Annotated in this window: 20 protein-coding genes; 12 read left to right on the top strand and 8 right to left on the bottom strand. The window is 65.1% G+C overall.

From position 1 onward, the window contains the following. The 5 genes from WA965_RS00915 to WA965_RS00895 all read left to right on the top strand — a co-directional run. Positions 1-1,687 (top strand): condensation domain-containing protein (locus tag WA965_RS00915; RefSeq protein WP_526446911.1); only part of this gene is annotated, 1,687 nt, incomplete at its 5' end. 33 nt (positions 1,688-1,720) lie between these two features. Next, positions 1,721-2,716: an efflux ABC transporter ATPase subunit, DrrA-related gene (locus WA965_RS00910; protein ID WP_178357295.1), complete on the top strand. Its 996-nt coding sequence runs from the start codon at positions 1,721-1,723 to the stop codon at positions 2,714-2,716. Continuing rightward, a complete protein-coding gene (locus tag WA965_RS00905; protein ID WP_526303236.1) occupies positions 2,713-3,534 on the top strand; it encodes an ABC transporter permease in 822 nt (273 codons plus the stop codon). Before WA965_RS00910 ends, WA965_RS00905 begins: the two co-directional genes overlap by 4 nt. 53 nt (positions 3,535-3,587) lie before the next feature. Then, positions 3,588-4,379, top strand: a complete 792-nt coding sequence (locus WA965_RS00900) for an ABC transporter permease (RefSeq protein WP_526303259.1) — start codon at positions 3,588-3,590, stop codon at positions 4,377-4,379. A gap of 29 nt (positions 4,380-4,408) precedes the next feature. Further along, on the top strand, positions 4,409-5,665 hold the full coding sequence (locus WA965_RS00895) for a phthiocerol/phthiodiolone dimycocerosyl transferase (RefSeq protein WP_526303237.1): 1,257 nt from the start codon (positions 4,409-4,411) through the stop codon (positions 5,663-5,665). Positions 5,666-5,669: 4 nt separating this feature from the next. Here WA965_RS00895 and WA965_RS00890 read toward each other — a convergent pair whose 3' ends face one another. Next, on the bottom strand, positions 5,670-6,497 hold the full coding sequence (locus WA965_RS00890) for a class I SAM-dependent methyltransferase (protein ID WP_526303238.1): 828 nt from the start codon (positions 6,495-6,497) through the stop codon (positions 5,670-5,672). 104 nt (positions 6,498-6,601) lie between these two features. Between WA965_RS00890 and WA965_RS00885 the strand changes: the two genes are divergently transcribed. Genes WA965_RS00885 through WA965_RS00875 form a run of 3 tightly spaced genes read left to right on the top strand, consistent with a single transcriptional unit; the run spans position 6,602 to position 8,534 of the window. Further along, complete coding sequence (locus WA965_RS00885) at positions 6,602-7,282, top strand: flavodoxin family protein (protein ID WP_526303239.1); 681 nt, start codon at positions 6,602-6,604, stop codon at positions 7,280-7,282. A gap of 20 nt (positions 7,283-7,302) precedes the next feature. Next, positions 7,303-7,794 carry a DUF2505 family protein gene (locus WA965_RS00880; RefSeq protein WP_526303240.1) on the top strand — a complete coding sequence of 164 codons (492 nt, stop codon included), beginning with the start codon at positions 7,303-7,305 and terminating at the stop codon, positions 7,792-7,794. Positions 7,795-7,796: 2 nt separating this feature from the next. Further along, a complete protein-coding gene (locus WA965_RS00875; protein WP_526303241.1) occupies positions 7,797-8,534 on the top strand; it encodes a nitroreductase family protein in 738 nt (245 codons plus the stop codon). 48 nt (positions 8,535-8,582) lie between these two features. On the opposite strand, the gene WA965_RS00870 is transcribed toward WA965_RS00875, so the two are convergent. Together WA965_RS00870 and WA965_RS00865 are read right to left on the bottom strand one after the other, a co-directional pair. Beyond that, the gene (locus tag WA965_RS00870; protein ID WP_526303242.1) at positions 8,583-9,920 is read right to left on the bottom strand and encodes a hypothetical protein; all 1,338 of its coding nucleotides are present in this window, start codon (positions 9,918-9,920) and stop codon (positions 8,583-8,585) included. 463 nt (positions 9,921-10,383) lie between these two features. Beyond that, entirely contained in the window at positions 10,384-11,571 is a 1,188-nt protein-coding gene (locus WA965_RS00865; protein ID WP_526303243.1) for an LLM class flavin-dependent oxidoreductase, read from the bottom strand. 71 nt (positions 11,572-11,642) lie between these two features. On the opposite strand from WA965_RS00865, the gene WA965_RS00860 reads away from it, so the two are divergent. The 4 genes from WA965_RS00860 (at position 11,643) to WA965_RS00845 (ending at position 18,117) form a co-directional block, all read left to right on the top strand. Further along, complete coding sequence (locus tag WA965_RS00860; protein ID WP_526303244.1) at positions 11,643-12,425, top strand: alpha/beta hydrolase; 783 nt, start codon at positions 11,643-11,645, stop codon at positions 12,423-12,425. Positions 12,426-12,783: 358 nt separating this feature from the next. Beyond that, on the top strand, positions 12,784-15,171 hold the full coding sequence (locus WA965_RS00855; protein WP_526303245.1) for a PE-PPE domain-containing protein: 2,388 nt from the start codon (positions 12,784-12,786) through the stop codon (positions 15,169-15,171). 21 nt (positions 15,172-15,192) lie between these two features. Further along, the gene (locus WA965_RS00850) at positions 15,193-16,677 is read left to right on the top strand and encodes a flavin-containing monooxygenase (protein WP_526303246.1); all 1,485 of its coding nucleotides are present in this window, start codon (positions 15,193-15,195) and stop codon (positions 16,675-16,677) included. A 72-nt stretch (positions 16,678-16,749) separates the two neighbouring features. Next, complete coding sequence (locus WA965_RS00845; RefSeq protein WP_526303247.1) at positions 16,750-18,117, top strand: cytochrome P450; 1,368 nt, start codon at positions 16,750-16,752, stop codon at positions 18,115-18,117. Here the strand turns inward: WA965_RS00845 and WA965_RS00840 are convergent. The 5 genes from WA965_RS00840 to WA965_RS00820 form a co-directional block, all read right to left on the bottom strand. Next, positions 18,114-18,941, bottom strand: coding sequence for a class I SAM-dependent methyltransferase (locus tag WA965_RS00840; RefSeq protein ID WP_526303260.1), 828 nt, complete (start codon positions 18,939-18,941; stop codon positions 18,114-18,116). The two genes, WA965_RS00845 and WA965_RS00840, sit on opposite strands and share 4 nt — an antisense overlap. 90 nt (positions 18,942-19,031) lie before the next feature. Then, positions 19,032-20,237: a PE-PPE domain-containing protein gene (locus WA965_RS00835; protein ID WP_526303248.1), complete on the bottom strand. Its 1,206-nt coding sequence runs from the start codon at positions 20,235-20,237 to the stop codon at positions 19,032-19,034. Between the two features lie 312 nt (positions 20,238-20,549). Beyond that, complete coding sequence (locus WA965_RS00830) at positions 20,550-21,215, bottom strand: cutinase family protein (protein WP_526303249.1); 666 nt, start codon at positions 21,213-21,215, stop codon at positions 20,550-20,552. Between the two features lie 59 nt (positions 21,216-21,274). Continuing rightward, positions 21,275-22,756: a flavin-containing monooxygenase gene (locus tag WA965_RS00825; protein WP_526303250.1), complete on the bottom strand. Its 1,482-nt coding sequence runs from the start codon at positions 22,754-22,756 to the stop codon at positions 21,275-21,277. 152 nt (positions 22,757-22,908) lie between these two features. After that, positions 22,909-24,147 carry a PE-PPE domain-containing protein gene (locus tag WA965_RS00820; RefSeq protein ID WP_526446909.1) on the bottom strand — a complete coding sequence of 413 codons (1,239 nt, stop codon included), beginning with the start codon at positions 24,145-24,147 and terminating at the stop codon, positions 22,909-22,911. Positions 24,148-25,210 lie beyond the last annotated feature (1,063 nt).

The raw sequence follows: 25,210 nt of genomic DNA, 5'->3' as shown, positions 1-25,210 counted from the left end.
GGCAGGCACCGGCGCCACGACCGCTCCGGCGACCGCCGGCGGCAAGTCGGGTGTCGAGACGGCGCTGCTGCGCATCTGGTCCCAGTGCCTGGGCCTGTCCGACATCGACCGCACCGCCAACTTCTTCGAACTCGGCGGAGACTCGCTCATCGCGATCAGCGTGGCGATGACCGCGGGCCACGAAGGACTCGACCTGACCCCGCAGGATCTCTACGAGAACCAGACGGTGGCAGCCCTGGCCAAGGTGCTGACCGCCCGCTACGCCGAGGGCGGACTGGGCCGGCCGTCGCTCGACGATGCGACCAATCCGCCGTTGCCTCCGAACGTGGCGTACTTCCTGGAGCACGGACTGCGCGACGTCGGTCGCTGGCGGACCCCGGTGATCCTGCACCTGCGATCCGACGTCGCAGAAGAGGACGTCCGAGCGGTGCTCACCGCCGTCACCGGCGTCCACGACGCGTTGCGGGTGCACATCACCGAACGCGGCGGTACCTGGGACCAGCACATCGCCGAGGCGGGGGAGTTCACCGAACTGGTCACCCGGGCCGTGCCCGACGGTGTCGAACCGGGGAGCCCACAGGAACGCGAGGGGGTCCAAGCGATCCTCGACGAGCAGATCCGCGAACATCAGCTGCTGAGTTCTCCGCTGACGGCGACGTTCGTGCGGGGCAGCGCCGGCGGGCCGGGCTACCTGGCGCTCGGTGTGCACGGTATCGCCGGTGACGACGTGTCCCGGGACGTGTTGCTCACCGACATCTTCACCGCGTTCAACCAACGGATGGCGGGCGAGGAGATCGTGCTGGCTCCCGTCGCCACGTCCTGGCGTGAGTGGTCCCAGCGCTGTGCGGGTCTGGCCAGCCATCCCGCGGTCCTCGACAGCCGTGACTACTGGTTGGAGACGGCGAAGAAGTCCACGCTGAGCGTGGCCGGACCGGAGGCTACGCAACCGCCGGGGTCCGACGACCTGGTGCGGTTGTCCACCACGCTGTCGTCCGCCGACACGGGGGAGGTCGACGACGCACGCCGACGGCTGCGCCTGCCGGTCGAGGAGATCCTGTTGGCCGCGCTCGGACGCACCGTCGCGGCCGCTGTCGGCGAGGGCACCGTGGCTGTCGACCTGGGCGGTCGCGGCCGCTCGGTGCTCAAGCCGGAGGTCGATCTGCAGCGCACCGCGGGCTGGTTCACCACGATCCATCCGGTCGCGCTGGCCGCCGCCTCGGCTGACCAGACCAGTGCCAGGCAGTTGCTCGACGAGGTGCGGGACACCCTCAAGGCCGTGCCGCACTATGGAATCGGCTACGGTCTGCTGCGCTACATGTACGCACCGACCGCACGGGTGCTCGGCGCGACCCGTCCCGCCGACATCCTGTTCTCCCACATCGGGACCATCCCCGACGCACCCGTCGATCAGCCCGCCGAGGCGCCGGTGCGATTCGACTCGGACACGGCGATGCCGATCCGCGATGTCCTGCCCGGCCTCGGTCATGCGCTGGAGCTGCGGGTGTTCCGGACTGCAGGTGTGCTGCACCTGGATTGGTGGTACGACAGTCGCCGACTCGGTCCGACCGATGTGGAATCCTTTGCCCGGCATTACTCGGCTGCGCTCCTGGACATCGTCAGGGACGCGTTGGCCGAGGAGGACGTCGATTCCACGGACGACGAGCTCGCTCTGGTCGACTTGTCGTGATGGAGACCGGGCGTGATCAGGCAGGAGGAGCGCATGGTCAGCTCTGACAAGGCGGTGATCGTCGCCGGCATCAAGAAGTCCTTCGGTGACGTCGCGGCTCTGCGCGACGTCAGTTTCGAAGTGGAACGCGGCGAGGTACTCGGTCTGCTGGGCCCCAACGGCGCCGGAAAGACGACGACGGTGAACATCCTGTCGACGCTGATCACGCCCGACAGCGGACGGGCGTTGATCGCCGGGCACGACGTGGTCGGCGATCCCGCAGGGGTGCGACGCTCGCTGATGCTGACCGGTCAGCACGTCGCTCTCGACGACCTGCTGACGGGTCGCGAGAACCTGCTGATGTTCGGCCGCCTGCAGGGCCTGAAGAAGAAAGTCGCCAAAGAGCGGGCACAGGAGCTGCTCGAGCAGTTCGACCTGGTCGACGCCGGCGACCGCGCGGTGGGCAACTACTCCGGCGGGATGAAGCGCCGCATCGACATCGCGTGCGGCTTGGTCGTCCGCCCCGAGGTGGTGTTCCTCGACGAACCGACCACCGGTCTGGATCCGCGCAGCCGACAGGCCATCTGGGAACTGGTCACCGACTTCAAGGAGGCCGGTATCGCGACGCTGCTCACGACGCAGTACCTCGAGGAAGCCGATCTGCTCAGCGACCGCATCATCGTGATCGACAAGGGCACCGTGATCGCCGAGGGCACTGCCGACCAGCTCAAGGAGCGCACCGGCGGTACCTACTGCGAGATCGTGCCGCGTCATCTGCACGACATCCCCGCGATGGCCGCGGTGTTGGGCGACATGCTGCCGGACACCTTCCGGGCCACGCTCACCGAGACCTCGGACCGCATCTCGATGCCCGCCCCCGATGGCCCCAAGACGCTGATGGAGGCACTGCACCGGCTCGGCGAGGCGGACATCGAGTTGATGGACATCGCCTTGCGCAGGCCGTCGCTCGACGAGGTTTTCCTGGCGCTGACGGGTGCAGATTCCGACGGAGCCCCCAGCACGGCCGAGGCCGCGGACGCGTACGCGTGATCGACCAGTCCGCCATCCCGCACGCCGCCAGGCCGGGCGTGTCGACCGTTCAGCAGTGGTGGGTGCTGACGATCCGGATGATCATCCCGACCCTGCGCAACGGCGAACTGCCGACGCAGATCATCGGTTCGATCGTCTTCACCATCGGCTACTACCTGCCGCTGAAGGAGTTGATGGGCTCGGTTCAGCCGCTGAGCAGCTACGCCCAGTACCTGACCCCGCTGATCGTGCTCCAGGCGGTCTGGTTCGCCGCGATATCGGCGGCGTTCCGGTCGGCCACCGATTCGGTGCAGGGCATCAACCGGCGATTCCGCGCGATGCCGATCGCGACGCAGACCCCGTTCGTCTCGCGTATGACCGCAAGCATGTACCGCTGCTGCGTGGCGTTGGCGGTGTCGGTGATCTGTGGCCACGTCATCGGCTTCCGCTTCCACAACGGCATCCTGTACGCCATCGGGTTCATGGGGCTGGCCCTGCTCATCGGTGCCGCGCTCGCGGTCATCGGCGATCTGATCGGGATCGCCACCCAGAACCCCGAGGCCACCGCGCCGCTGATGCTGGTGCCCCAGCTGACACTGGGCTTGGCGTGCGTCGGACTCCAGCCCGTCGAGCGGTTCCCGGACTGGATCCAGGGGTTCGTCCGCAATCAGCCGCTGTCCCAATGGGTGTACGGACTGCAAGCACTGGCCGGGGACACCACCGACGCCGCACCCGAGGTGACGTGGTCGGTCCTGGCTCCGGGGCTTGCCTGGGCCGTCGGATCGATCGTGGTGGCGATGACGCTGCACGCCGTGGTGAGCAAGAGGCGGCGCCAGTGACCGCCCCGCCGGCCTCGACACAGGCCCCCCATCGGCCCGGTGGCCGCCACCGGATGGCCAGGATCTGGGAGAACTCACCCCGCCGACTGGTGCCGCAGACATGGGTTCTCACCGCACGGATCCTGCGCCGTTGGAGTCGAGACCCCGCCACGCTGGTGCAGTCGCTGGTGATGCCCGCCGGATTCCTGGTGGCACTCGACATCGTGCTGGGCGAGGGCATCGAGCAGGTCACCGGGCGCAGCGGTTTGTACGGTCAGGTGCCGCTGGTGGCATTGGTCGGCGGGATGACCGGCGCCATCATCGGCGCGATCGGTGTGATGCGCGAACGCGAGGTCGGGCTGCTGTCCCGGTTCTGGGTGGTGCCGGTACACCGCGGAGCGGGCCTGGCCGCCAGGCTGACGGCCGACGCGATCCGCATCGTGGTGATCACCCTGGTGGTCATGGGCGTGGGGATGGCCCTGGGCTTCCGTTTCGAGCAGGGCATACCGGCGGCCATCCTGTGGGTGTTCATGCCGGCGATGTTCTGTGTCGCGCTCTCGGCCGCCGTACTGACGCTGGCCCTCTACTCGTCGAGCACACTGGTGCCCCAGGCGACCGACATCATCATCGCGGTACTGATGTTCTTCTCCATCGGATTCGTGCCGCTCGACCAGTATCCGAAGTGGTTGCAGCCGTTCGTGGAGCACCAACCGGTGAGCTATACGATCAAGACGATGCAGGGCCTGTCGATCGACGGCCCGATCGCCGAACCTCTGCTGTGGGCGGTCGTGTGGTCGGCGGGCATCTTCGCGGTCTGCTCGGTGCCGCTGGCCATCGGCTACCGCAAGGCGAGCAAACGTGGCTGACCACATCGACGTTCAGGGAGTCTGACTTCATGTTTCCTTCTTCGGGTATTCGGAAGCTGGCGCGCAGCGAGGAGATGTTCGCCGAGACGCACAACTTCGTCGGGCTGGCCGCGCACGTGGAGGGTCCTGTCGACGCCGACGCGCTCTCCGATGCGTTCGACGCGCTGCTTCAGGCCCATCCGGTCCTCGGCGGCCATCTCGAGCAGTTGCCGGACGGTAAGTGGGAGATCGTCCTGGACGACCTGATGCACGCCGGCATCGAGGTGGTGGAACTCGACGGTGATGCCGAGGCCCCGCCGCTGATCTTCGACCAGACCGCCTCGCTGGTGCACTTCCGCCTGACGATCCGCGACGGCCAAGCGCAGCCGACGCTGTACATCCACCACAGCCTGGCCGACGGACACCACCAGTTCAGCCTGATCGAGGAGTTGTTCTCGACCTACACCGATCTGGTCACCACCGGCTCCTCCCGGCCGGTCACCGTCCATTCGGCTCCGGAACCGCTCGAGGTCATCCTGGCCAACCGGGGCGTCGAGAAGAAGACACGATCCGGACTCGAGCGCCTGTTGGCGGCGATGTTCGTCTACGACCTGCCCCCGTCCCGGCGCGCCCCCTCGGATGTCAACCCCGTTCTGCCGCAGCGTGTCCCGATGGAATTCTGCACGCTCACCGAACAGGACACCGAGAACATCATCGGGTTCTGCCGGGCCCACAAGCTCGGCTTGAACAGCCTGCTGTCGGCCGCGGTGTTGATGGCCGAGTGGAACCTGCGCAAGACGCCCAACATCCCGGTGCCCTACGTCTACCCGGTCGACCTCCGCTACCTGCTGTCACCGCCGGTGTCGGCAACCGAGGCCACCAACCCGGTCGGCATCGCAACCTACCTCGCGGAGATCACCGACGGCAGTGACGTCGTCGCTCTCGCCCGCGACATCAACGACACCTTCAAGAAGGACATCGCCGAGGGCGTGATCCAGCAGAGCTTCCTGCATTTCAGTCCGCAGTACGTGGGCAACCCGCCCGGACTTCCCGACGTGGTGATGTTCACCGACAACGGCATCGTGCCCCCGATGCGCACGCCGCCGGAGATGAAACTCACCGCCAGTCACGGCGAGTTCTACTTCGCAGTGGGCGCCGGAATCGAGATCTACACCAGCAAGATCTTCAACGGACAGCTGATGATCGAATACCACTCACACGGCCCCGAACCCGAGAAGTCAGTCGCCGCAATCGAAGCCCAGTTGCGCAGCATCGCCGACAAGCATGCCGCCGCCGGTGTCGGTTAGGCGCTCAGCGGGGTCCGAACGCGAACCGGTGGTACTGCAGCGCCTTGTTCAGCGGTGGGATCAGACGCACCGCGCGCTTCGCCGCCTGCAGCCCCTTGGGCGCCCTGCTGTACGTGCTGGCACTGAAAAACGTTGCGGCAGCCAGCAACCGGATGTCAGGAAGCTTGGCGAGGATCTCCTGGGGGCTGTTCACAGCCCAGTACAGAGTCGAACCCGATGTGCGGACCAGGGATTGGGACTTCTGCGACTTGATCGCCAGCCAGTTGAAGAAGTCGATCTGCAGCTCTCCGGCGCCGAACCGATCGATGAACTTCCGCAGCAGTGCGATGCCCTCGTCTTCGGTCAGATACATGCTGATGCCCTCGGCGATCAGCAACGTCGGCCGGTCGGCGGGGATCTGATCGAGCCAGTTCGGCTCGGTCGCGGGCGTGGCGATGAGCTGGTAGTTGGGCCGGGTCGGATAGATCTGCTCCCGCAGCGCGATCACCTGCGGGAAATCGACGTCATACCACCGCACGTCGGCGCCGGGATCGATCCGGAACACCCGGCAGTCCAGCCCGCATCCCAGGTGCACGACGGTGCACTCCTTGTTCGCCGCGAGGAACTCGCGCACCCAGATGTCGTACTGGGCGGTGCGTACGGTGAACAGCGGCGCCCACTTCGGCGTGATCTCGAGCTCGCGCCAATCGAAGTCGAGCTTGGCGATCGCTTCCTTGGCGAACCGGTCGCCGAGGACGGGTCGGTCGAAGTCGGCGTCGAGAGCCTTCAGGTAGAGGGTCGAGAGCATCGTCTTCGCCGGACCGCTGAGATTGACGGAAACTTTGTTGGCCACGTATGTGAGGCTAAGGGCAAAGGCCTCCGCTCGGCACGTCGGGGCAGAGTTCATCTCAGATTCGACGTTCATCTCAAATCCGACAGGGAAGAGGAGTTCGCACCATGACCGAAGCCGCCGACGACAGGCCTCCGCGGGTCCTGCTGCTGTATTACAGCTACACAGGGCAGTCGCAGAAGGTCCTCGAGGCTGCCGGGGAGGTATTCGCAGAGCGCGGGTACGACGTGACGACCGCGCCTATCGAATTCACCGATCCGCGGTACGCCGAACGATTCTCCCGCTTCCCGATGCGCAAGGTGTGGCCCGAGTTCCTCGGAATGCTGCCGGCCCAGACGTTCCAGCGCACCGGCGATATCCGGACCCCCGATGCGGTTCGCACCGGCGACTACGACCTGATCTGCATCGGATCACCCACGTGGTGGAGCACGGTGTCGATGCCGCTGCGATCGTTCCTCAAGTCCCACGAGGCGCGGAACGTGCTGGACGGTAAGCGCTTCGCGGTGTTCGTGGTCTGCCGCCGCAAGTGGCGCGGCAACCTCTCCGGAGTGCGCAAGCTCGCCGAGAAGAAGGGCGGGCGGTACGTCGACGGCATCCACTTCACCTATCCCGGTAGTGAGCTGGCATCGATGCTGTCGCTGACCAGCTATCTGGGATCGGGGGAGTACAAGGAGCGCTCCCTGGGCGTCAAACTGCCGCCCACGAACATCAGCGCCGAACAACTCGAGGAATCCCGGCGGTTCGCCGCCCGCGTCGCGGACAAGGTGTTCGGCAAGCGGGGCCGCTAGCCGTGCCGCGATCGTTTGACGTGACCACCGAGACGTCGGCGCCCGTCGCCGATGTGTTCGCCGCCTTCGGCCAGCGGGACTATTGGCTGGCCAGGCTCGCCGCGTACGGCGGCGACTCGATGACCCTGAACGCACTGGAATCCGGATCCGACGGCACCGTCGTCGTGCGCACCACCCAGGACATCCGGCAGGACATGCTGCCCGGCGGGATCGCCAGGATGCTCCCGGGTGACACGAAGATCATGCGGGCCGAATCGTGGCGGCCCGCCGACGGCGGCGGCGAGGTGCACGGCGAGTTCACCATCTCCGCCCACGGAGTGCCGAGTTCCGGTGCGGGCACCATGATCCTCGAACCCATCGGGGCCGGCTCATCTCTTCGGGTACGCGGAACTCTGGAGGTCCGGATCCCGTTGGTGGGCGGGCGGATCGAGCGCTTCGTTGCGGATCTGATAGCCAAGGAGGTGCCGCAGATGCAGCGGTTCACCGCCGATTGGATCGCAGGGAAGGCCTGACCATGCCCGAACCCATCCCGACGACCGCGGAAGCCCTTGCACGGCTGGATATGCCGCTGGTCGAGGCGATGATGACCCAGCGCGCGATTCGTCGCGTCCTTCCCGACCCGGTCGACGACGAGATCGTGCTCAAATGCCTGGAGTTGGCGCTGCGCGCCCCGACCGGCGCCAACGGGCAGAACTGGGAGTTCATCGTCGTCAAAGACCCCCGCGTCAAGAAGAAACTTGCCCGCCGCTACCGGCTGGCCTGGAAGGTGTTCCACCGCACGTCGATCCGAGACATCGCCTCCTACGACGACGAGATGGCCAAGAGTGTGCGGGCCATCCAGTGGCAGGTCGACCACTTCACCGAGATTCCCGTGCTGATCGTGGCGTGCTTGAAGCTGACGGCCAGGGAGGGCCGAGTGCCGTATGCGCCCATGCCGCATGCGGCGGCGTCGGCGTTCTTCGGATCGATCTATCCGAGCGTGCAGAATCTGTTGCTGGCGGCGCGGTCCATGGGCCTGGGTGCCTCGCTGATCACGTTGCCGCTGTGGAACCTGACGTCGGCGAGGCGGGTCCTGAAGCTGCCGACGTCGGTCACGCCGTGCGCCGTGATACCCCTGGGTTGGCCGCGCGGCCGGTACGGCCCGACGACCCGCAGACCGGTCGACGAAGTGGTGCATCTGGACGGCTACGGCAACCGGGCATGGTTCGCCAAGAGCTACGAGTCGCCACCGACCACCGATCACGACGACTGATCCGCCGCTGACCCGGGCCCCGAACCCCGGGTCAGAGGCGGACAGGAGTCAGTCGGAGTCGCCCCCACCGGAATCCGAGCCGCCGCCGGAGCCCGAGCCGCCGCCGGAGCCCGAGTCGCTCCCGCCGGAATCGGCCGTATCGGTGTCGGCGCCCCGCTTGTCGTCGTCGGCGGACTTGCCGGAGTCGAACTTGTCCTGGACGGACTTGACCGCGTCGGACAGGCTGAAGTCACGCTTGTGATGCTTTCCGCCGGACCGCTTGGGTTCTTCGGCCTCGCTGTCCGCGGGCTCCTCGTCGGTATCAGGAGCAGCCGATTCATCTTCGTCGGCATCGAGCGTCGGCAGCGCGTCCACGCCGGCCTCACCAGAGGTCTCGTCCACCGCGACGGGCTCGATGACGCTCTCGACCACAGTCGGAACGTCTGTCGGTACGTCGTCGGTCACGATGTCGCCCTGCGCTCCGGCATCGTCGGCCGCGTCATCGGTGTCGGCGGCTTCTGTGACGGACACTTCGTCGAGATCGGCACTCAGCAGGGACGCATCCACGGTGAACGTCCGGGCGGTGACGTCGGGCACCGACAGCAGTTCGGTCTGAGGGGCTTCGGTCTCTTCTTCGGTTTCGTCGACCGGTGCGGGGAAGAAGTACTTGAAGAACGTCTCGATCTCGCGGACCGCGATCCAGCTCGGTAGGTGTTCGGTGGTCTGCAGGGCCGACGCGAGGTTGGCGACCGCGGTGATGACCTCGTACATCGTCGGGAAGACCGGTGCGACGGGGTCGGCCAGCAGGTAGTCGATGACGGACTTGACCGGCTCCCACGGATCGAGCTGCACCGTCTGACCGGACCACTCGGTGGGTTGCCCGTCGACCGGGTTGATCACCTCACCGAAGGTGTAACCGTCCTCGTCCCAGAACTCCCACGGGGGGACCCGGAACATGCTGTTGAGCATCCCCGCGATCTCCGGGCACTCGTAGGCGCAGCCCTCGTGCATGGGCAGGTTGGCCGCGGCCCACCAGTTCAGATGCTCACCGAGGGGACGAGAAAGTGGTTCGAATGGCACGAACATGCCGAAGAATCCCTTGAGCATCTCGGGATTCTCCGGATCCCATCCCCACACGTTGCCGGGGCTGGACTCGTTCCAGCTCCCGCTACGCTCCATCGCCGCCGAGAACCGTTCCATGTCCGTGATAAGCGTGGACGGCATGTTGAGGAAGGCGTTGATCAGGTTCGCCGGGATGTTGAAGACGGACGCTGCGGCCAACGTCACTTCGGGGCTGGCGACACGGGCTTCAGACGGCAGCGGGGGCGCGATCGGGGTGACTGCGATGACGCCGGCCCCCACCAGGGCCACGCCCGCGGTGGCGTACGGACGCAGAGATGCATGCATAGTTCGGCCTTCTTGATGTCGTGGTGAAAGACGTCGTGGTGAAAGAACGTCGTGGTGTAAAGAACCTCGCGGTAAAGAACCTTGCTCGAAACCGACCCCGGAACAACCCCGAGTTTCGAGCAATAGCAAACGTACCGTACCCCGAACCCGGGTGCTTGTCTGCAAACCCTCGGATTACTGCGGATTCACATTCGGTTACCGCGACGGAGCGACGATCACCGCAGCCGAGCGGCTTTCCGACAACCGCCCGCGCACCAGCGGCAACGACTCGACAGGCGGGCGCATGCCCCGGCCGCAGGCGGATGTGCGACATAATTTGACGCGCCCGGCAAATTTGTCGGCTGGGTCGGCGTCGCCCGCAGCTATGTCACCGCCGGATCACTCGACCACGAGAGCAAACCCTCGGTACCAACCTGTCGCGCCGGCAGGGCCCGTGATTCCGCCGAGCAGCAAAGTGTGCCGATCAGAGCTTCTTGAGCCCGCGCAGGACCTTGGTGAGCGGCAGGCTGGCTGCCATTCCCTTACGGAGTCTCGGATTGAGCTGGCTGGCGTTGAGGACCAACAGATACCGAAGACCGTGATCGCGCCACTCGGCGATCTGCCCCAGGACGTCGTCGGCCGTCCCGTGGAAGCACGTCTCCTTCATCAGCGACGCCGGTACCGCCTTGGTGTAGGCCAGGGCGGACTCGTATTCGATCGTCTGCGGCACCAGATCCTGCACGCCCGAGAAATCGGCGCCCAACGGGTGTTCGGCTCCATGCCGGGCCCAGGTCTCGGCGGGTGCCGCCAGCGCCGAGGACTTCAGGATGACGCCGTCGAGCGCTTCATCCACGTCGTCGCGATTGCGACCGACCACAACGGCCCGGTTGACGGCGGGAACGATGGCATCGGGGTCGCGGCCGGCGTTGGAGGCGGTGGCACGGATGCTCTCCAGTCCCCGCGCGTAGTCGGCGGGCCGCGACACCACGAACGGCACCCATCCGTCGGCGTACTGCCCGGTGATCCGGAGCATCCTGGGCCCGTGGGCGGCCACCCACATCTCCGGCCAACTTCCGCGGTAGGGCGGCAGATCGAAGACGGCATTGTGCAGGGGGAAGTACGGAGAATCACGGTTGACCAGTTCGCCGCCCGATTCCCACAGCGCCCGGATGGTGGCCACCGCCTCCTCGAATCGCGCCACCGGCTTGGTCCACTCCACGCCGTAGGGCTCGTTGCCCTCACGCTCGCCGACTCCGATGCCCAACAGCGCACGCCCCTTGGTGAGCAGGTGCAGCGTCGCGGCGGCTTGAGCGGTGACCGCGGGGTTGCGCCGGCTGGCATCGGTGACACAGACACCGAGACGGAGCCGGCTGAGTCGGTTGCGTGCCGCGAGGTGGCCCAGCATCGTCCACGGCTCGAGGATCGCGTCCACCTTCGGCACGAGCTTGGTCCCGACGCCGAAGTGCTCCGGGGTGGCGAGGGAGCGTGGGATGAGCGAATTGAGGTGGTCGCCAACCCACAACGAGTCACCGCCGTTGGCAGCCACCGTCGCGCCGGCGAATCGGGTCGCTGCGGTGGGCGAGAATCGGGTGTTGACGATCCCGTCGAGAAGCCCGAACCGGAATCGGTTTGTTGTCGCGCCATTCCGGGCAGCGCCGGCACTCGACCTCATGGCCTGAACCGTACTATCAGACGCGAAGTCCGCCCCGTCCCGACCGATCGGTCACCGGATCCGAGGAGAACATGCTCGAGGTTATCGACCGGGGCGGCGTCACCGATTCGCACCCCACGCCGCTGTTGTTCGTGCACGGAGCCTGGCACGCCGCCTGGTGCTGGGACGAGCATTTCCTCGGCTTCTTCGCCGACCGCGGGTATCGCGCCTCAGCGATGAGCCTGCGCGGACACGGGAACAGTCCGACAACCAAGCGGCTTCGTGACTGCACCTTCGCCGACTACGAAGAGGACCTGGCGGTGGTGGCGGGCCAGATCTCGCCCGCGCCGGTGATCATCGGACATTCGATGGGCGGGTTCGTCGTCCAGAAGCACCTCGAGACCCACCATGCTCCCGCGGGTGTGCTGATGAACTCCATGCCTCCGGAGGGTTACCTGAAATCCGGCCTGCGGTGGATGAGGCGTCATCCGTGGCACTTCACCAAAATGTCACTGACGGGCCGATCGCTGCCCTATGTGCAGGAGCCCGGACTCGCCCGGGAGCGCTTCTTCTCACCGAACACCCCGGACTCCCTGGTCAGGGAGTACGCCGGGCGACTGCAGGAGGAGAGTGCCCGGTCGGGCCTCGAGGGGATCTACAACAAGCCCCGTCCGGGTAAGGTGACCACGAAGCTCCTGGTCCTCGGAGCCTGGGACGACGGTGCCGTCACCCCGGAGGAAATACGCGCCACAGCGCGTGCCTACCGGACCGACGCTGAGTTCTTTCCAGGCATGGGCCACAACATGATGCTCGAGCCCGGTTGGCGTGCCGTGGCCGAACGAATCGACACCTGGTTGGTCGCCAACGGGCTCTGAGGCCCCACGCTCCAGAGCGTTCAGGCTGCCCGGCAAAGGCCCTGACCGTTGCTTTCCACAAGCATTGGTTGCTTGTTCAAGTTGCTGGCACCCATTCGACACCTGTCGATATTGACGCCGTTGAAGGCGTTGTTCCGCAGCACACGGTGGGCAAACACGTTGCGGTGGAGTCTTCGCACCCCATTCGGGGAGACTGTGCCGGATCGGCGTTCTTCGGCAATCCTCAGGAATCTCATCGATGCCTCAGCAATGGCGATTGGCTGGACACCAGCGTTGTGATTCGGTACCTTCGTCGTGATTCCGTCGTGATCTGTCCCACGATGATTGTTGACCACGTCTTAAGAGAAAAGGGGCCCACATGCGCTCAGCGTTGCGGCCGTACGTCACCACAGGCATCGCGATCGCCGGAGCCAGCGTGATAGCTGCGGGTTCGGTCCTGCCGGTGGCCTCGGCCTCCCTGGCAACGGCGCCGACGGCCTCGACGCAGAACGTGGACCTCAGGGCGAAGGTGCTGACCCTGAGCCCCAGCGACTCGGTGGTTCTCGAGAACACGCCGTTCTGTCTGGTGAACAACTGCGTGAAGGTCGATTACGCGCCCTATTGGAGCCTCCCAGGGGAGTTCGGATACGGCGTGGAGGCCCTGCAGGAGGCGATCCTCGACAACGAGGGCGACAAGATCATCTACACCCACAGTTCCGGCGGCATAGTCGCGGGCCAGTGGTACGAGAAGTACGGCGAAGAGTACGACGAGGCAACACAGGGCACGCTGAAGTTCGTGCTGCTGGGCAACCCCGGGCGTGCGAACGGCGGATCCAACACCATCTGGGGCGAGACGTTCCCCTCGATGCCGGAGTTCGAGGTCATCGACGTGACCCGCCAGTGGGATTCGGCGGCGGACTACCCGACCAACATCTTCAGCCCCGGCTACAGCTGGGCGCTGGGCAATCTCTATTCGTCGTTCTTCCTCACCCACCTGAAGTACGACGACGTCGACATCGACGATCCGAACAACTACCGGTGGACCGAGGACGGCGTCGAGTACGTCTTCAACCCGACCGAGAACCTTCCGATGCTGGAGGGCCTGCGGTGGACGGGTGCAGGCAGCATCGCCGATGCCCTTCAGGATCCGCTGAAGAATCTGATCGAATCGGCCTACGACCGCAGCGACCTGCCCCCGGGTGCGGGCCTCGGAAACGCGGACCCGACCAAGTCGTTCAACAACATCCTTCCGAACCTGATCAACGCGGTCCTGAGCATCCCGATGGCGGAGATCAATGCGATCAACCGCTTCTCGGCCGCGCTGGAGGAGAGCAAGAGCTGGTGGGTCTACACGCCGGTCAACGTCCTCGGCTGGGATCCGCCGAACGAGGAGATGACCAAGGGCTTCGTCGACATGCTGCTGCCCTTCGCGCCGTTCTCGAACGTCGCGGGACAGCACACCTTCCTGTGGCTGGCCGCGAACCTGCCGATGGACGCCGGCTGCTCGGGCCTGCCGCCGTGCCCGGAACCGCAGAGCATCCTCGAAAAGATGTTCACCGTGGGTGCCTGGGAGTTCTACAGCGAAATGGGCTACACCTTCCCTGAGGTCATCAACCCGGTCAGCGACCTCGAGGGCTACTGGGGCCAGGAGTTGTTCGACGAGGACGGCAACCCGATCAGCGGCCTGCCGACCAACTGGTCCGAACAGAACTACTCACTCGATCCCTACGAGGGTTGGGCCGCGGCCATCGACTACCTGGTCTCGACACCACAGGAGGTCGAGTTCCCGACGCTGAAAGAGATCTTCGATACCACCTCTCGACTGATCACGGCGTCGATCAAGAGCTTCTACCCGTTCGTCCCGCAGAGCACGCTGTGGAACCCGTCGATGTCGCTGTCGGCATACGTTCTGCGACCGTTCGCGGGTCTGCTGTGCCCGGACTGCAACAAGATCGACCCGTTCATGCCGGTCGATTGGAAGGTCGGCGACTCGGTCCCGGCCGGAAGCTACGTGCCGCCGAAGCTCAGGGACATGTACAACGAGGACGGCGAGTACACCGGCCCGCCGATTGAAACGGCGGATTCGCCGGCCACCGCGATGCTCGCGTCCAGCGAGTCGACCGATGAGGACGAGGAGTCCACGGAGAAGACGGACGTCTTCGCCGATGCGGTCCAGAGCCTGCTCAGCAAGTTCGACATGACCAAGGACGAGGACGAGTCGGCCACCGACGAGACCGAGACCCCTGCCGAAGAGGAAACTCCCGCCGAGGAGACCCCCGCCGCAGAAACACCTGCCGAAGAGGAAACTCCCGCCGAGGAGACCCCCGCCGCAGAAACTCCTGCCGAAGAGGAAACTCCCGCCGAGGAGACCCCCGCCGCAGAGACTCCTGCCGAAGAGGAAGCTCCCGCTGAGGAGACCCCCGCCGACAAGGGTGACGAGGCCGGCGACAAGGGCGACAAGGGTGACGACGCGCCCGCCGACAAGGGCGACGAGGCCGCCGACAAGGGCGACAAGGGCGACGAGGCCGGCGACAAGGGCGACGAGGCCGGCGACACCGGGGCCCAGGCCGGCGACACCGGCAAGAAGTCGACCACCGGTGGAAAGCACCGCAAGGGCGACGACTCCGAGTCGAAGCGGACCGCCAAGGTCTCTGACGACAAGTCCGGATCGGACACGTCCGACAGCAAGAAGTCGAGCGCGGGTAGCAATGCGGGCTCCGGCAGCAGCGGGGGCTCCGACAGCAGCGGCGGCGGCTCCGATGACTGAGAAGGGCCGTAGTATCGCCCCGTGAGTACGGAGCAGTTTGACGCCGTCATCGTCGGCGCCGGGTTCGGTGGGATGGGTTCAGCGATACAGCTCAACCGCCTGGGCTATCAGAAGATCGCTATCGTCGATCGCGAAGACGACCTTGGTGGTACGTGGCACGTCAACCGTTACCCAGGCCTGACGGTTGACGTCCCGTCCACCACGTACTCGTACTGGTTCGAGCCGAACCCGAACTGGTCCCGGTTGTATGCGCCCGGCAGCGAGCTCAAGACCTACGCCGAGCACGTCGCCGACAAGTACGACCTGCGTCGCTTCATGCGCTTCAACACCACGATCGCCGGCGCGCGCTGGGACGAGGATGCGCAGGTGTGGCTGGTGTCCTTGGTCGGCGGGGAAACGCTGCGCTCACAGTTCCTGATTCTCGCGACGGGCTATCTGTGCCAGCCGAAGAAGCCCGACATCCCGGGTATCGACGACTTCGCGGGCACCGTTCTGCACGCGCAGGAATGGGATGACGACTATTCGCTGCAGGGCAAGCGGGCGGCGATCATCGGCACCGGGTCCACCGGCGTGCAGCTCATCCCGAAGCTCGCCGAAGAAGTCGCCGAGCTCACCGTGTATCAGCGGACGCCGATCTGGGTGATGCCCAAGTTCGACCTCAAATTCGGCCGCACAGCACAGCGGCTGTTCGCGAGATTCCCTGCTACACAACAACTTCTGCGTATGTCCAGCGACCTCTTCATGGACGTCATGGTCACGTTGGCGATGTGGAAGTACCGGCAGTTCAAGCCGGTGAACAGCGGCGCCGCGCGCATCGGCGCCCTGCATCGCTTCTTGGCGATCCGGGACAAGGAGCTGCGCCGCAAGCTCACCCCGGACTACGACTTCGGCTGCAAGCGGCCGACGCTGTCGAACACTTACTACCGCACCTTGAACAAGCCGAACGTGCACCTCGAGGCGGACGGAATCGCCCGGATCGAGGCGGACGGCATCGTCGCCACCGACGGCTCCAAGCGCATCATCGACACCCTGGTGCTGGCCACCGGGTTCGATGTGTGGGAGTCCAACCTGCCTGCCATCGAAGTCATCGGTCGGGAAGGTCGCAACCTCGGAAAGTGGTGGCGGGAGAACAAGTTCCAGGCATACGAAGGTGTCACGGTGCCGATGTTCCCCAACATGATCACCCAGGCCAGTCCGTACGCCTGGGTCGGCATGTCCTGGTTCGACACCGTGGAATATCAGATGCGCCACATGAACCGGCTCATCGGAGAGCTGCAGCGCACCGGTGGCAGCACCTTCGAAGTCACCGAGCAGGCCAACGCCCAGTTCCTGGATCGGATGACGACCCTGCTCGATGATTCGGTGTTCCGCCTCGGCGACTGCGCGACCTCCCGGTCCTACTGGTTCAACAGCTCCGGGGAAGCGCCACTGTTCCGGCCGACATCCGTGCGCAAGGCCGTCAAGGAGCAGGACAGCTTCCCGCTGACCGATTACACGATCGCCTGACCCGGACAGCGCTGTTCGCGGCCGACGATCTGCGCGACAATCACTCAAGCACCATCATGAAGGGGTGACGACATGGCAACGGCCACCACTGATCCTGTGCGGCTCCCCCCGGGGCCGCGGGCACCGAGTCTGATCCAGGGCGCTGTCGTGCTGGCCGCGCGCACCCAATCGGTCGCCGCACTCGGCAAGAAGTACGGTTCCACGTTCACCCTGCAGCTCCCGGTGTTCGGGGAGACAGTCGTGATCAGCGATCCCGTGCTGGTGAAAGACCTGTTCAGCACCAGCCGCGAGCTGGTCGGCAGGCCCAAGAACAACCTCGGCGGCAACATCCTCGGGGAGGGCTCGATCTTCAACCTCGAAGGTGACGAACTGCTCGCCCGGCGCAAGCTGCTGCTGCCGCCGTTCAACGGCAAGAGCATGCGCGGGTACGAGAGCATCACCCAGCAGGAGGTGGTCCGCGAGATCAACAACTGGCCGGAGGGCGTGGAGTTCGAGACCCTCGAGCCGATGATGCGGATCACGCTCAACACGATCCTGCGGGCCGTCTTCGGCGCGAAGGGCGAAGAACTCGACGAGATGCGCGTGCTGATGCCGCGTGCGGTGGAGTTCGGCTCCAAGATCGCACTCGCCCCGTCGATCTTCCGCAAGGACTACGGAACGTGGAGTCCCGGCGGCAAGTTCGCGCAGTACCGCAACCGGATGGACGAGTTGTGCCGGTCGCTGATGGCAGAGGCGAGGTCGGACCCGAACTTCACCGATCGCGGCGATGTACTGTCGCTGCTGCTGCAGGCCCGCTACGACAACGGCGATCCTATTCCGGACGCGTACATCGTCGACGAGTTGCTGACGATGCTGGTGGCCGGACACGAGACCACGTCGACCCAGCTGGCGTGGACCGTCGAGCGTATCCGCAGGCATCCCGAGCTCCTCGTGCGCCTGACCGAAGAGGTCGACGCGGGCGGGTCCGAGTTGCTTCAGGCGACAATCGCCGAGTCACAACGCACCCGGCCCGTCCTGACGGCCGCGCTGCGTCGCGCCCGCACACGAATCCGCCTGGGGGAGTGGGTCATTCCCGAAGGCGACACGATCATGGCGAGTACTCAACTCGCGATGACGGCCGACGAGAGTTTCTCCGACCCGGAGAAGTTCAACCCCGACAGGTTCGTCGGCAATCCACCGAATCCGTTTGCGTGGATTCCTTTCGGCGGCGGCATGATGCGCTGCATCGGTGCGTCGTTCGCCACGATGGAGATGGACATCACCCTGCGCACCATCCTGCGCGAGTTCCGGCTCGAGCCGACCAGCGAACCAGCCGAGAAATCGCACAGCCGTGGCGTCACCGTGACGCCGGCCCGCGGCGGGCGCATCGTGGTACACCGCCGCAAGCACGCAGGGCCGACTGAGGCCCCGTCGGTCTCGGTCGCCGAGAACAGCGGCTAGAACCCGTACTGCAGAATCCTCGCCTTGCGCGCGATAGCCGGGATCCGACGCGACAACCGGCTTGCGACTCGCAGTCCCAACGGAAACTGCGATGCCTCCGGACGCTGCATGACACTGGCTTCCTCGAGCAGAGACAGACCGATGTTCCAGGATTCCGGATGGCGGGCGTCCTTGAATCCGGAGAAACGCCACTGGCTGTGCGGAGAGTTGGCTTTACGAGAGGTCGCAAGCCTGCCCATCAGCTGATTCGCCTTGCCGACCGGCCCGTAGTCGTTGAACGCAACCACCCCCGAGCCGAAGTGCCCGGTGACGGCACGCAGGATGTCGACCACCTCGGCCTCGTCGAGGAAGGCGATCAATCCGTCGGCGAAAACGAACGCCGGGCGATCGGCAGGGATTGAAGCTGCCCATCCCCGATCGAGCAGCGACGCAGCCACCATCTCTTCTCGGCTGCCCCGTGGCACCAGGGCGGCACGCAGAGCGATGACGGCGGGCAGGTCGACGCTGTACCAGTCCACGGTCGGCGGGGGATCAACTCGGAAGACCGCGCTGCTGAAGCCGGCACCCAGGTCGACGACCACCGCATCAGGGTTCTCACCGACGAACATCCGAATCCGCTCGTCGAGCATCTTGGCCCGCAGCGCAACCAACGGCACGACGCTGGGCGTCGCGGCCAGGCTGGTGAAGTCGTAATCGATCTTGCCGATCGTGGCATCGGCCAGGGTATCGCCGAGGATCGGCTGCGCCGCCCGGCTGTCGAGGGCACGACAGTACTCGGTGAGCAGTGCGGTCTGTTCTATGGGTTCTAGGCCGCTGACATCCATCGCCTCAGCCAAGCACACCGACCGCGGGCAGGTGCGCCGGGGGTACCGGACACTATCCTGTCGAACACCCAAACCACTTGTCCAGCTTGCTTACTCGCCGCTATCGGAACGTTCCTTGCGTTTCGGCGCATCGTCGCCGTCCGACGTCGAACTCGACGCCGACGACTTCTGCTGCGTGTCACTGCCCTGCGAGGACGCCGGCCCATCGTCGCCTTCGCTCTCACCGTCGTCCTGCTCGCTGTCGGCATCGGCATCGAGGTCGGGATCGATGTCACCCTCGTCGCCATCCTCCTGGCCGGACCCCGTCGCGCCGTCCTCGTCGAGTTCGTCGATGTCGTCGATGTCGTCCTCGTCGAGCTCATCTGAAGCCGGCTCGGTCTGCGGTTGCACATCGGTGTCCGCCGCGACAGGCGTGACGGCGGGGTGCTCATCAACGATCTTGCGGGACGCCAACAGCGCGTCCTCGGACGGCGGCGGCTCGGGCTCCGGGTCCGGTTCCGCCGGCGGCTCAGGCTCGGGGTCGGGCTCAGGCTCAGGTTCGGGTTCGGGTTCGACGGGGGGCAGACCCGGTTCGGCCGGTAGATAGGAGCGGTCATAGGCGCTCTCGATCATCGCTTTGAGCGGGCCGTTCAACGCGTCGGCAAGACCCGAGAGTCCGAGCAGGCGCAGCGGTTGCAGTAGCGGCAGGTTCTCGGTCGGAATGAAGACATAGGTCGTATTCCCCTCGGTCCACACGTAATTCGCGGGATCGTAGAGGTCGACTTCTTCGTAGTTCTCGTGGATGAACGCAAAGCCCGCGTACGCGTTGGCGATAGCAAGCAGGTTGAACCGGTCGGGGTAGTCGGATGCCATGTCGTACTGGCGCGAGACATCGAGCACCTTGTAGTCGGTATCGGGCGTCACCTGCCCCCAGCCGACATGGGCACCGCCGTACTTGCGCGACGGGTTGCCGATCAGCACAAAGCTGACCTCGTCAGGGCTCAGATTGCCTTCTTCTCCTGCGTATTCGGACAGCCAGTCCGACGCCACCCGTGCACCCTGGCTGTACCCGAACACAATCTGCTTGCCCGTGGTGCCGTCCAGCAGTTTGTTGTTGAGGTCGATCACACCTTGGGAGCGGATCAGGTACGGGTAGGGCACCGACACACATGTGCGGGGCGACTCGCACACCACGCCGCCGAGGTCGTCGTTGTTGCCGTCGGGCAGGAAGCTCAACGTGAGGACACGCGCCGGGTCCGGGGGCAACAGCTCGAGGGCCGCCGCTTCGGGTGCGGTCGCCACTCCCACTGTGCCCATCGCGGCCGGTAACACGATCAGCGGGGCCGACGCCAAAGCAACAGCCGCAGCCTTTGCTCTGGTGTTCCCGCCTTTCCTGCGACTTGCCACAACCTTTTGCGCGTCCCTCATCCTGCCCCCACATGCTGCCTCGCGGCGTTTGCTGATATGAGGACAGCCTACGCCTGGGCGCCCCCTCGGCACGGTATTTCCCTACGACACAACCCGCCTGTATTTTGTGACATTTGAGCTGGCCGCCTCCGGAGAACGCCCGCCCGTAGCGACACCGACGCGCCGCGACACGGGTTTGCTGCAGATAGAGCGGAGTCGTCGCTACTGCAGCCGACCTGCGACGAAGTTCGCGGCCTCTTCGACCATGCCGTTCTTGACGTAGGCGAAGTGCGCCGGGAAGTTCAGGCCGTTGGAACAGAAGGGGTCGTCGAGCCCACAGAGATCGATCGACTTGCCGCCGTATGTCGAGCTGAGTTGAGGCAGGGGACCGCCGCCACGGATGTCGCGCAACGGATTTCCGAAGACGGCGACCGCTGCGACATGGTCGGCCACGTGCGGTGGCATCGGGGTGGGGGTGTAGCGGCCGAGTGGTTTCGGATCGACGGTGATCAAGTCGATCACCCCCGCGCCCTGCGACATACCGCCGAGTACCAGCCTGGTGTCCGGGCAGTTGTCGACCATCCACTGAACGCGTCCGGCGGCGTCGGCGGCGCCGGCAGGCGCGGACTCGTCGAAGTCGAAGCCCGCAGGATAATTCACCGCGTAGGCACCCACCGACCGGCCACCGACCTTGCCCCGCAACGAATCGACGAAAGCGTCTCCGACGAACCCGAGGCCGGGTTCCGCGCCGGTGCCCCTGGCGAAGATCACCTCGATGTCAGGACACGGGGCGGCCGAGGCCGACGGCATCGTGATGGTGGTCTGCAGCACGGCGGCCGGTATCGACACAGCCACACCCAACGTCGCGAGAATTCGCCTCTTCAGCATCTCTCCATGCTGACACACCTTGGCGGCGCGCCGGTTGAAACACACCCTGAACTGCAGGTTCAGGCGATCGCGTAATCGCTGAGCGGGAACGTATCGTTTTCGCGGTTCGTCTGATTGGTCGACGCCGGACGCACCAACGTCTCGCCGCTCGGGCTGAAGTAGTAGGACCTCGATCGGGCACAGTCGCCGCTGCCGAACACCGTCTTGCCCAACATCTTCGACATCCGGTCACGGAAGCGGGTGTTGGCTTCCTCGGTCACCTCGAACGTCGTGGCGTCGCGTCGCCGGACCTCTCCGAACAACCGGTCCATGTGCCGCATCTGGTACTCCATGGTGTTGAAGTACGACAGACCGCTGGACGCGTACGGTCCGGCGAGGCTCAGGAAGTTCGGGAAGGCGGGGATCGTCACACCCTGGTATGCCTGGAAGCCATTGTCCCGCCACCATTTTCCGAGGTTCCGAGCATCTCGGCCGATGATCTCGATCGCCGGGATGTTCGCTTCCCAGAGGTCGAATCCAGTACACAGGACCAGGGTGTCGATCTCGGCCTTGGTGCCGTCGCATGCGACGATCCCATCCGCCTCGATCCGTTCGATCCCCGAACTCTGCAGGTGCACGTTGGGCTTGGCGAGCGTCCGGTAGTACGAGTTCGAGTAGGTGGGCCGCTTGCACCCGAAGTCGTAGTCCGGCGTCAACTGCGCCCGCAGCTTCTTGTCTCGAATCGAGACGAACCGAAGGGCCTGCGACAAATAGGACGCACCGACGTTGAGTTGGCGGAAGTACTTGAAGTTCAACACCGACAGGATCATCATCGCCTCGAGGTTCACGTCGGTGCTCCACCGGAACGCGCGGTGCATCAACGGAATCCGGGCGAACAGCCGGCGCAGGAACACCGGGATCGGGAAGTCGAGCTTGGGTACGACATGGATGGGCGTGCGCTGGTACACCGTGAGGTCCGCCGCCGTCTTCGTCAACTGAGGTATGAGCTGTACCGCTGTCGCGCCCGTTCCGATGAGCCCGATGCGCTCGCCGTCCGGTGAATAGCTGTCGTCCCAGTCCATGCTGTGGACGATCCGGCCGGCGAAGTCCTCGATGCCGGGAATGTCGGGCTTACGCGGCTGGGACAGGTAACCGGTGGCGGTGATCAGGAATCGTGCGGTCAGCTTCTCGCCGCTGGAGAGCGCGACCTGCCACAGCTTGCTGTCGTCGTCCCAGCGGGCGCCGTCGACCGGGCTGTCGAACCGCATGTGCCGGCGAACGTCGTACTTGTCGGCGACATGGTCGGCGTAGGCCTTGAGCTCTGATCCGGGCGCGTACAACCGCGACCAGTTGGGGTTGGGTTCGAACCAGTACGAGTACGTGGGCGAGGGGATGTCGACCGCCAGCCCTGGATAGTGGTTGACGTGCCACGTCCCGCCGAGATCGCTCTCGCGATCGAGGATCAGGATGTTGTGGTACCCCATCTTCTTGAGCTGGATCGCAGCACCCATTCCGCCGAAACCGGCGCCCACGACGATCACGTCGAATTGCGGCACATCCATGGGGATCAACGCTACCTCACAGCAAAATCGGTCAACACCGCTTGGATCTTAGGACGACTGCAGTGGCACCGCTCGTCGGCGCCCAGACCCCTGGACACCAGGAGGCCCCGGTGCGAGGCACCGGGGCTCCCTGGATCAGATCGTCGCGAAGACTACTCCGAATCGGTCGCCGGCGAATCCTCCGACGCTGCGGACTCGGCGTCATCGTCATCAGCGGCTTCCTCGGCTGCGGCCTCCTCAGCAGCGGCCTCCTCAGCAGCGGCCTCCTCAGCTGCGGCCTCCTCGGCAGCGGCCTCCTCGGCAGCGGCCTCCTCGGCAGCGGCTTCCTCGGCAGCGGCCTCTTCGGCTGCGGCGTCCTCAGCTGCGGCCTCTTCGGCTGCAGCGTCCTCCGCCGCGGCGTCAGCTGCCTCGTCGTCATCGCGCTTGAGCAGAGTGGCGTCGGGGGTCTCCTCGACCGGCTGTGCGACCTCTTCGACGACGTCCGCTTCGGTGGCAGTCTCTTCGACGACCTCAGGCACGGCCGTCGTCCGCATCGCAGCGGTGTTGACGACGTCGTTGCGGGCGTAGCCCGCGTCGACCTTCGCCTTCAACTCGGCCTCTTTGGACTTCAGCCACGGCATCAGTTGCACCAGCGGCAGCGTCTTGGCGGGCACCAGGTAATGCGTGGTGGTCCCGCCCACAGAGTTCACGTCGACCGTGATGTTCTCCGCGGGTACGTCGTCCAGGTCGGTGAACATCACCGGCACGTGGACGAAGATCGATCCGGCGATCGCGTTCAGGACCGCCGTGAAATTCCACCAGCGATCCGGGAAGTCGGCCATACCGTCGTACTCACCGGTGACGACGATGACGTCGTACTCCGTCTCGGGCGCCGGCTGATAGGTGTAGTCGTACCTCGAGTTGTACTTCGCTTTGTCGATCAGCTTCTGCCGGCTCGAGTCAGCCACCACGATGAAGGTGATGTCGTCCGGGTCGGGGGCATTGGCGTCGGCGGCCATCAGGCGCAGGACCTCGGTGACCACAAGCGAGCCGGCGGACAGTCCGACCACGGTCACCTTCTCGCCCGGCGCGGACAAGCGACCGAGCGCGGCGTCGATCTCGGCGTTGAGGTTCGTGATTCCCACGGCGATCGAGGCCCCGAGCGTCAGGTCTCTGCTTCCCGTATACGGCGCTGCCTCCGCTGGCCAGTTAATGCTCACCCGCTGCTGGCCGTGTAGTTGATCACCAAGAACCTGGGCCATCACCAGATCGTGCATGGTGGGCGTCGCCAGCCCTCCGACGACGAGTGCCGAGTTGCTGCCCCAAGCACCGGTGGCAGTGGTGACAGCCAACGCCGCGGAGGCAACGAGGGTGCCGCAGGCAACTCCGGCCTTGCGAAAAGTAGTGCGCATAGGAACTCCCCGAATAGATGCAACGCAAGTGGTTAGCCGTGATCGGCTGAACGCAGCATATTGCGTCCGCGAACCACTCGGGCAGCAAAACTTCGACAAAGTTAATAAACGCGATTTTGGCAAACGGCGTTTATATTGCTGTTATCCATTCTTTATAGCAAACTCTACATTGGTAGAGTCAGACGTCAATATTGCTGAATCAATAAGCTACGCATCCGTAAGTTTCAGCATGAACCCACTTCAAACGGCGATCAGCTGGACCTGACTTTTGAGTAATAAAGGCGGGTGTCACCAAATTACAAATTTGTAATTAAGCCACGCGCGATGCCGCATCTGTCGCGCTCGGTACGTTGCTGCGAGATAGCCGGCTAAAAATAATTTGTGGTACGTACCACCGCCCACAGCACACCTTTGCAGACCGAACGGCGCCAACCAGAAAAAGGATGATCAAGCTGAACAGTTGTCTGAAAAGAGATCGGACCGAGGGGGCGTCAAACTGACTCCCCGGTAAGAACCTGTCGGCACCAGGCAAACCCGTCGATCAGCGGACTCTCGGCGGGCCGGGGGAAGCGGTGCGGTCCGCCCGCTGCGGTGCCGCCCTGGGCCGGACGCCGCACCCGACACGGGCAGGAAGCCCGATCCCACACGTAAACTCCTGTCGCCCAACATATTCCGAGGTACCTGTCGGACGCGCAAGACCCGTGATCGAGGTGCCGCGACAGGCAGAATCGCCAACTGATGAGACTGTCTCGATAGCCGTGCTGGGCCATGACACTCGGGTCACGGGGTTTTCGCTTGATACGAGTTTGCTGTATCGAACTTACGTCCGGGTCAATCTGAGGTAGCGTCCACTCCGCAATCGGGGAAACACAGGCCCCTCGGACGGCGCTGGAGCACCACGCGTGAATGGGTTCCGTACCACCCTTGGCAACGTTCGGGGGACGACCACACATTCGCGACTCAACTCACAGTCGTCCACGCCGCCGTAGCCCCGCCTGCAGTTGATGGTTGTCCAGTGTCGCCGGTGGAAGGACATGTACGTGAAGCAGGCAGTCAAGGGAGT

Origin of the sequence: Mycobacterium sp. (assembly GCF_049683935.1) — a bacterium.
Taxonomy (GTDB): Bacteria; Actinomycetota; Actinomycetes; order Mycobacteriales; family Mycobacteriaceae; genus Mycobacterium.
This window is presented reverse-complemented; position numbering and strand designations above follow the sequence as displayed.

What these genes read in the sequence shown, in the direction of transcription:
- WA965_RS00900 (WP_526303259.1), top strand. Translation starts at nt 3,588, where the DNA reads ATGGCCAGGATCTGGGAGAACTCACCCCGCCGACTGGTGCCGCAGACA.
- WA965_RS00820 (WP_526446909.1), bottom strand. Translation starts at nt 24,147, where the DNA reads ATGCGCACTACTTTTCGCAAGGCCGGAGTTGCCTGCGGCACCCTCGTT.
- WA965_RS00825 (WP_526303250.1), bottom strand. Translation starts at nt 22,756, where the DNA reads ATGGATGTGCCGCAATTCGACGTGATCGTCGTGGGCGCCGGTTTCGGC.
- WA965_RS00885 (WP_526303239.1), top strand. Translation starts at nt 6,602, where the DNA reads ATGACCGAAGCCGCCGACGACAGGCCTCCGCGGGTCCTGCTGCTGTAT.
- WA965_RS00855 (WP_526303245.1), top strand. Translation starts at nt 12,784, where the DNA reads ATGCGCTCAGCGTTGCGGCCGTACGTCACCACAGGCATCGCGATCGCC.
- WA965_RS00835 (WP_526303248.1), bottom strand. Translation starts at nt 20,237, where the DNA reads ATGGGCACAGTGGGAGTGGCGACCGCACCCGAAGCGGCGGCCCTCGAG.
- WA965_RS00865 (WP_526303243.1), bottom strand. Translation starts at nt 11,571, where the DNA reads ATGAGGTCGAGTGCCGGCGCTGCCCGGAATGGCGCGACAACAAACCGA.
- WA965_RS00840 (WP_526303260.1), bottom strand. Translation starts at nt 18,941, where the DNA reads ATGGATGTCAGCGGCCTAGAACCCATAGAACAGACCGCACTGCTCACC.
- WA965_RS00870 (WP_526303242.1), bottom strand. Translation starts at nt 9,920, where the DNA reads ATGCATGCATCTCTGCGTCCGTACGCCACCGCGGGCGTGGCCCTGGTG.
- WA965_RS00875 (WP_526303241.1), top strand. Translation starts at nt 7,797, where the DNA reads ATGCCCGAACCCATCCCGACGACCGCGGAAGCCCTTGCACGGCTGGAT.
- WA965_RS00830 (WP_526303249.1), bottom strand. Translation starts at nt 21,215, where the DNA reads ATGCTGAAGAGGCGAATTCTCGCGACGTTGGGTGTGGCTGTGTCGATA.
- WA965_RS00860 (WP_526303244.1), top strand. Translation starts at nt 11,643, where the DNA reads ATGCTCGAGGTTATCGACCGGGGCGGCGTCACCGATTCGCACCCCACG.
- WA965_RS00895 (WP_526303237.1), top strand. Translation starts at nt 4,409, where the DNA reads ATGTTTCCTTCTTCGGGTATTCGGAAGCTGGCGCGCAGCGAGGAGATG.
- WA965_RS00910 (WP_178357295.1), top strand. Translation starts at nt 1,721, where the DNA reads ATGGTCAGCTCTGACAAGGCGGTGATCGTCGCCGGCATCAAGAAGTCC.
- WA965_RS00845 (WP_526303247.1), top strand. Translation starts at nt 16,750, where the DNA reads ATGGCAACGGCCACCACTGATCCTGTGCGGCTCCCCCCGGGGCCGCGG.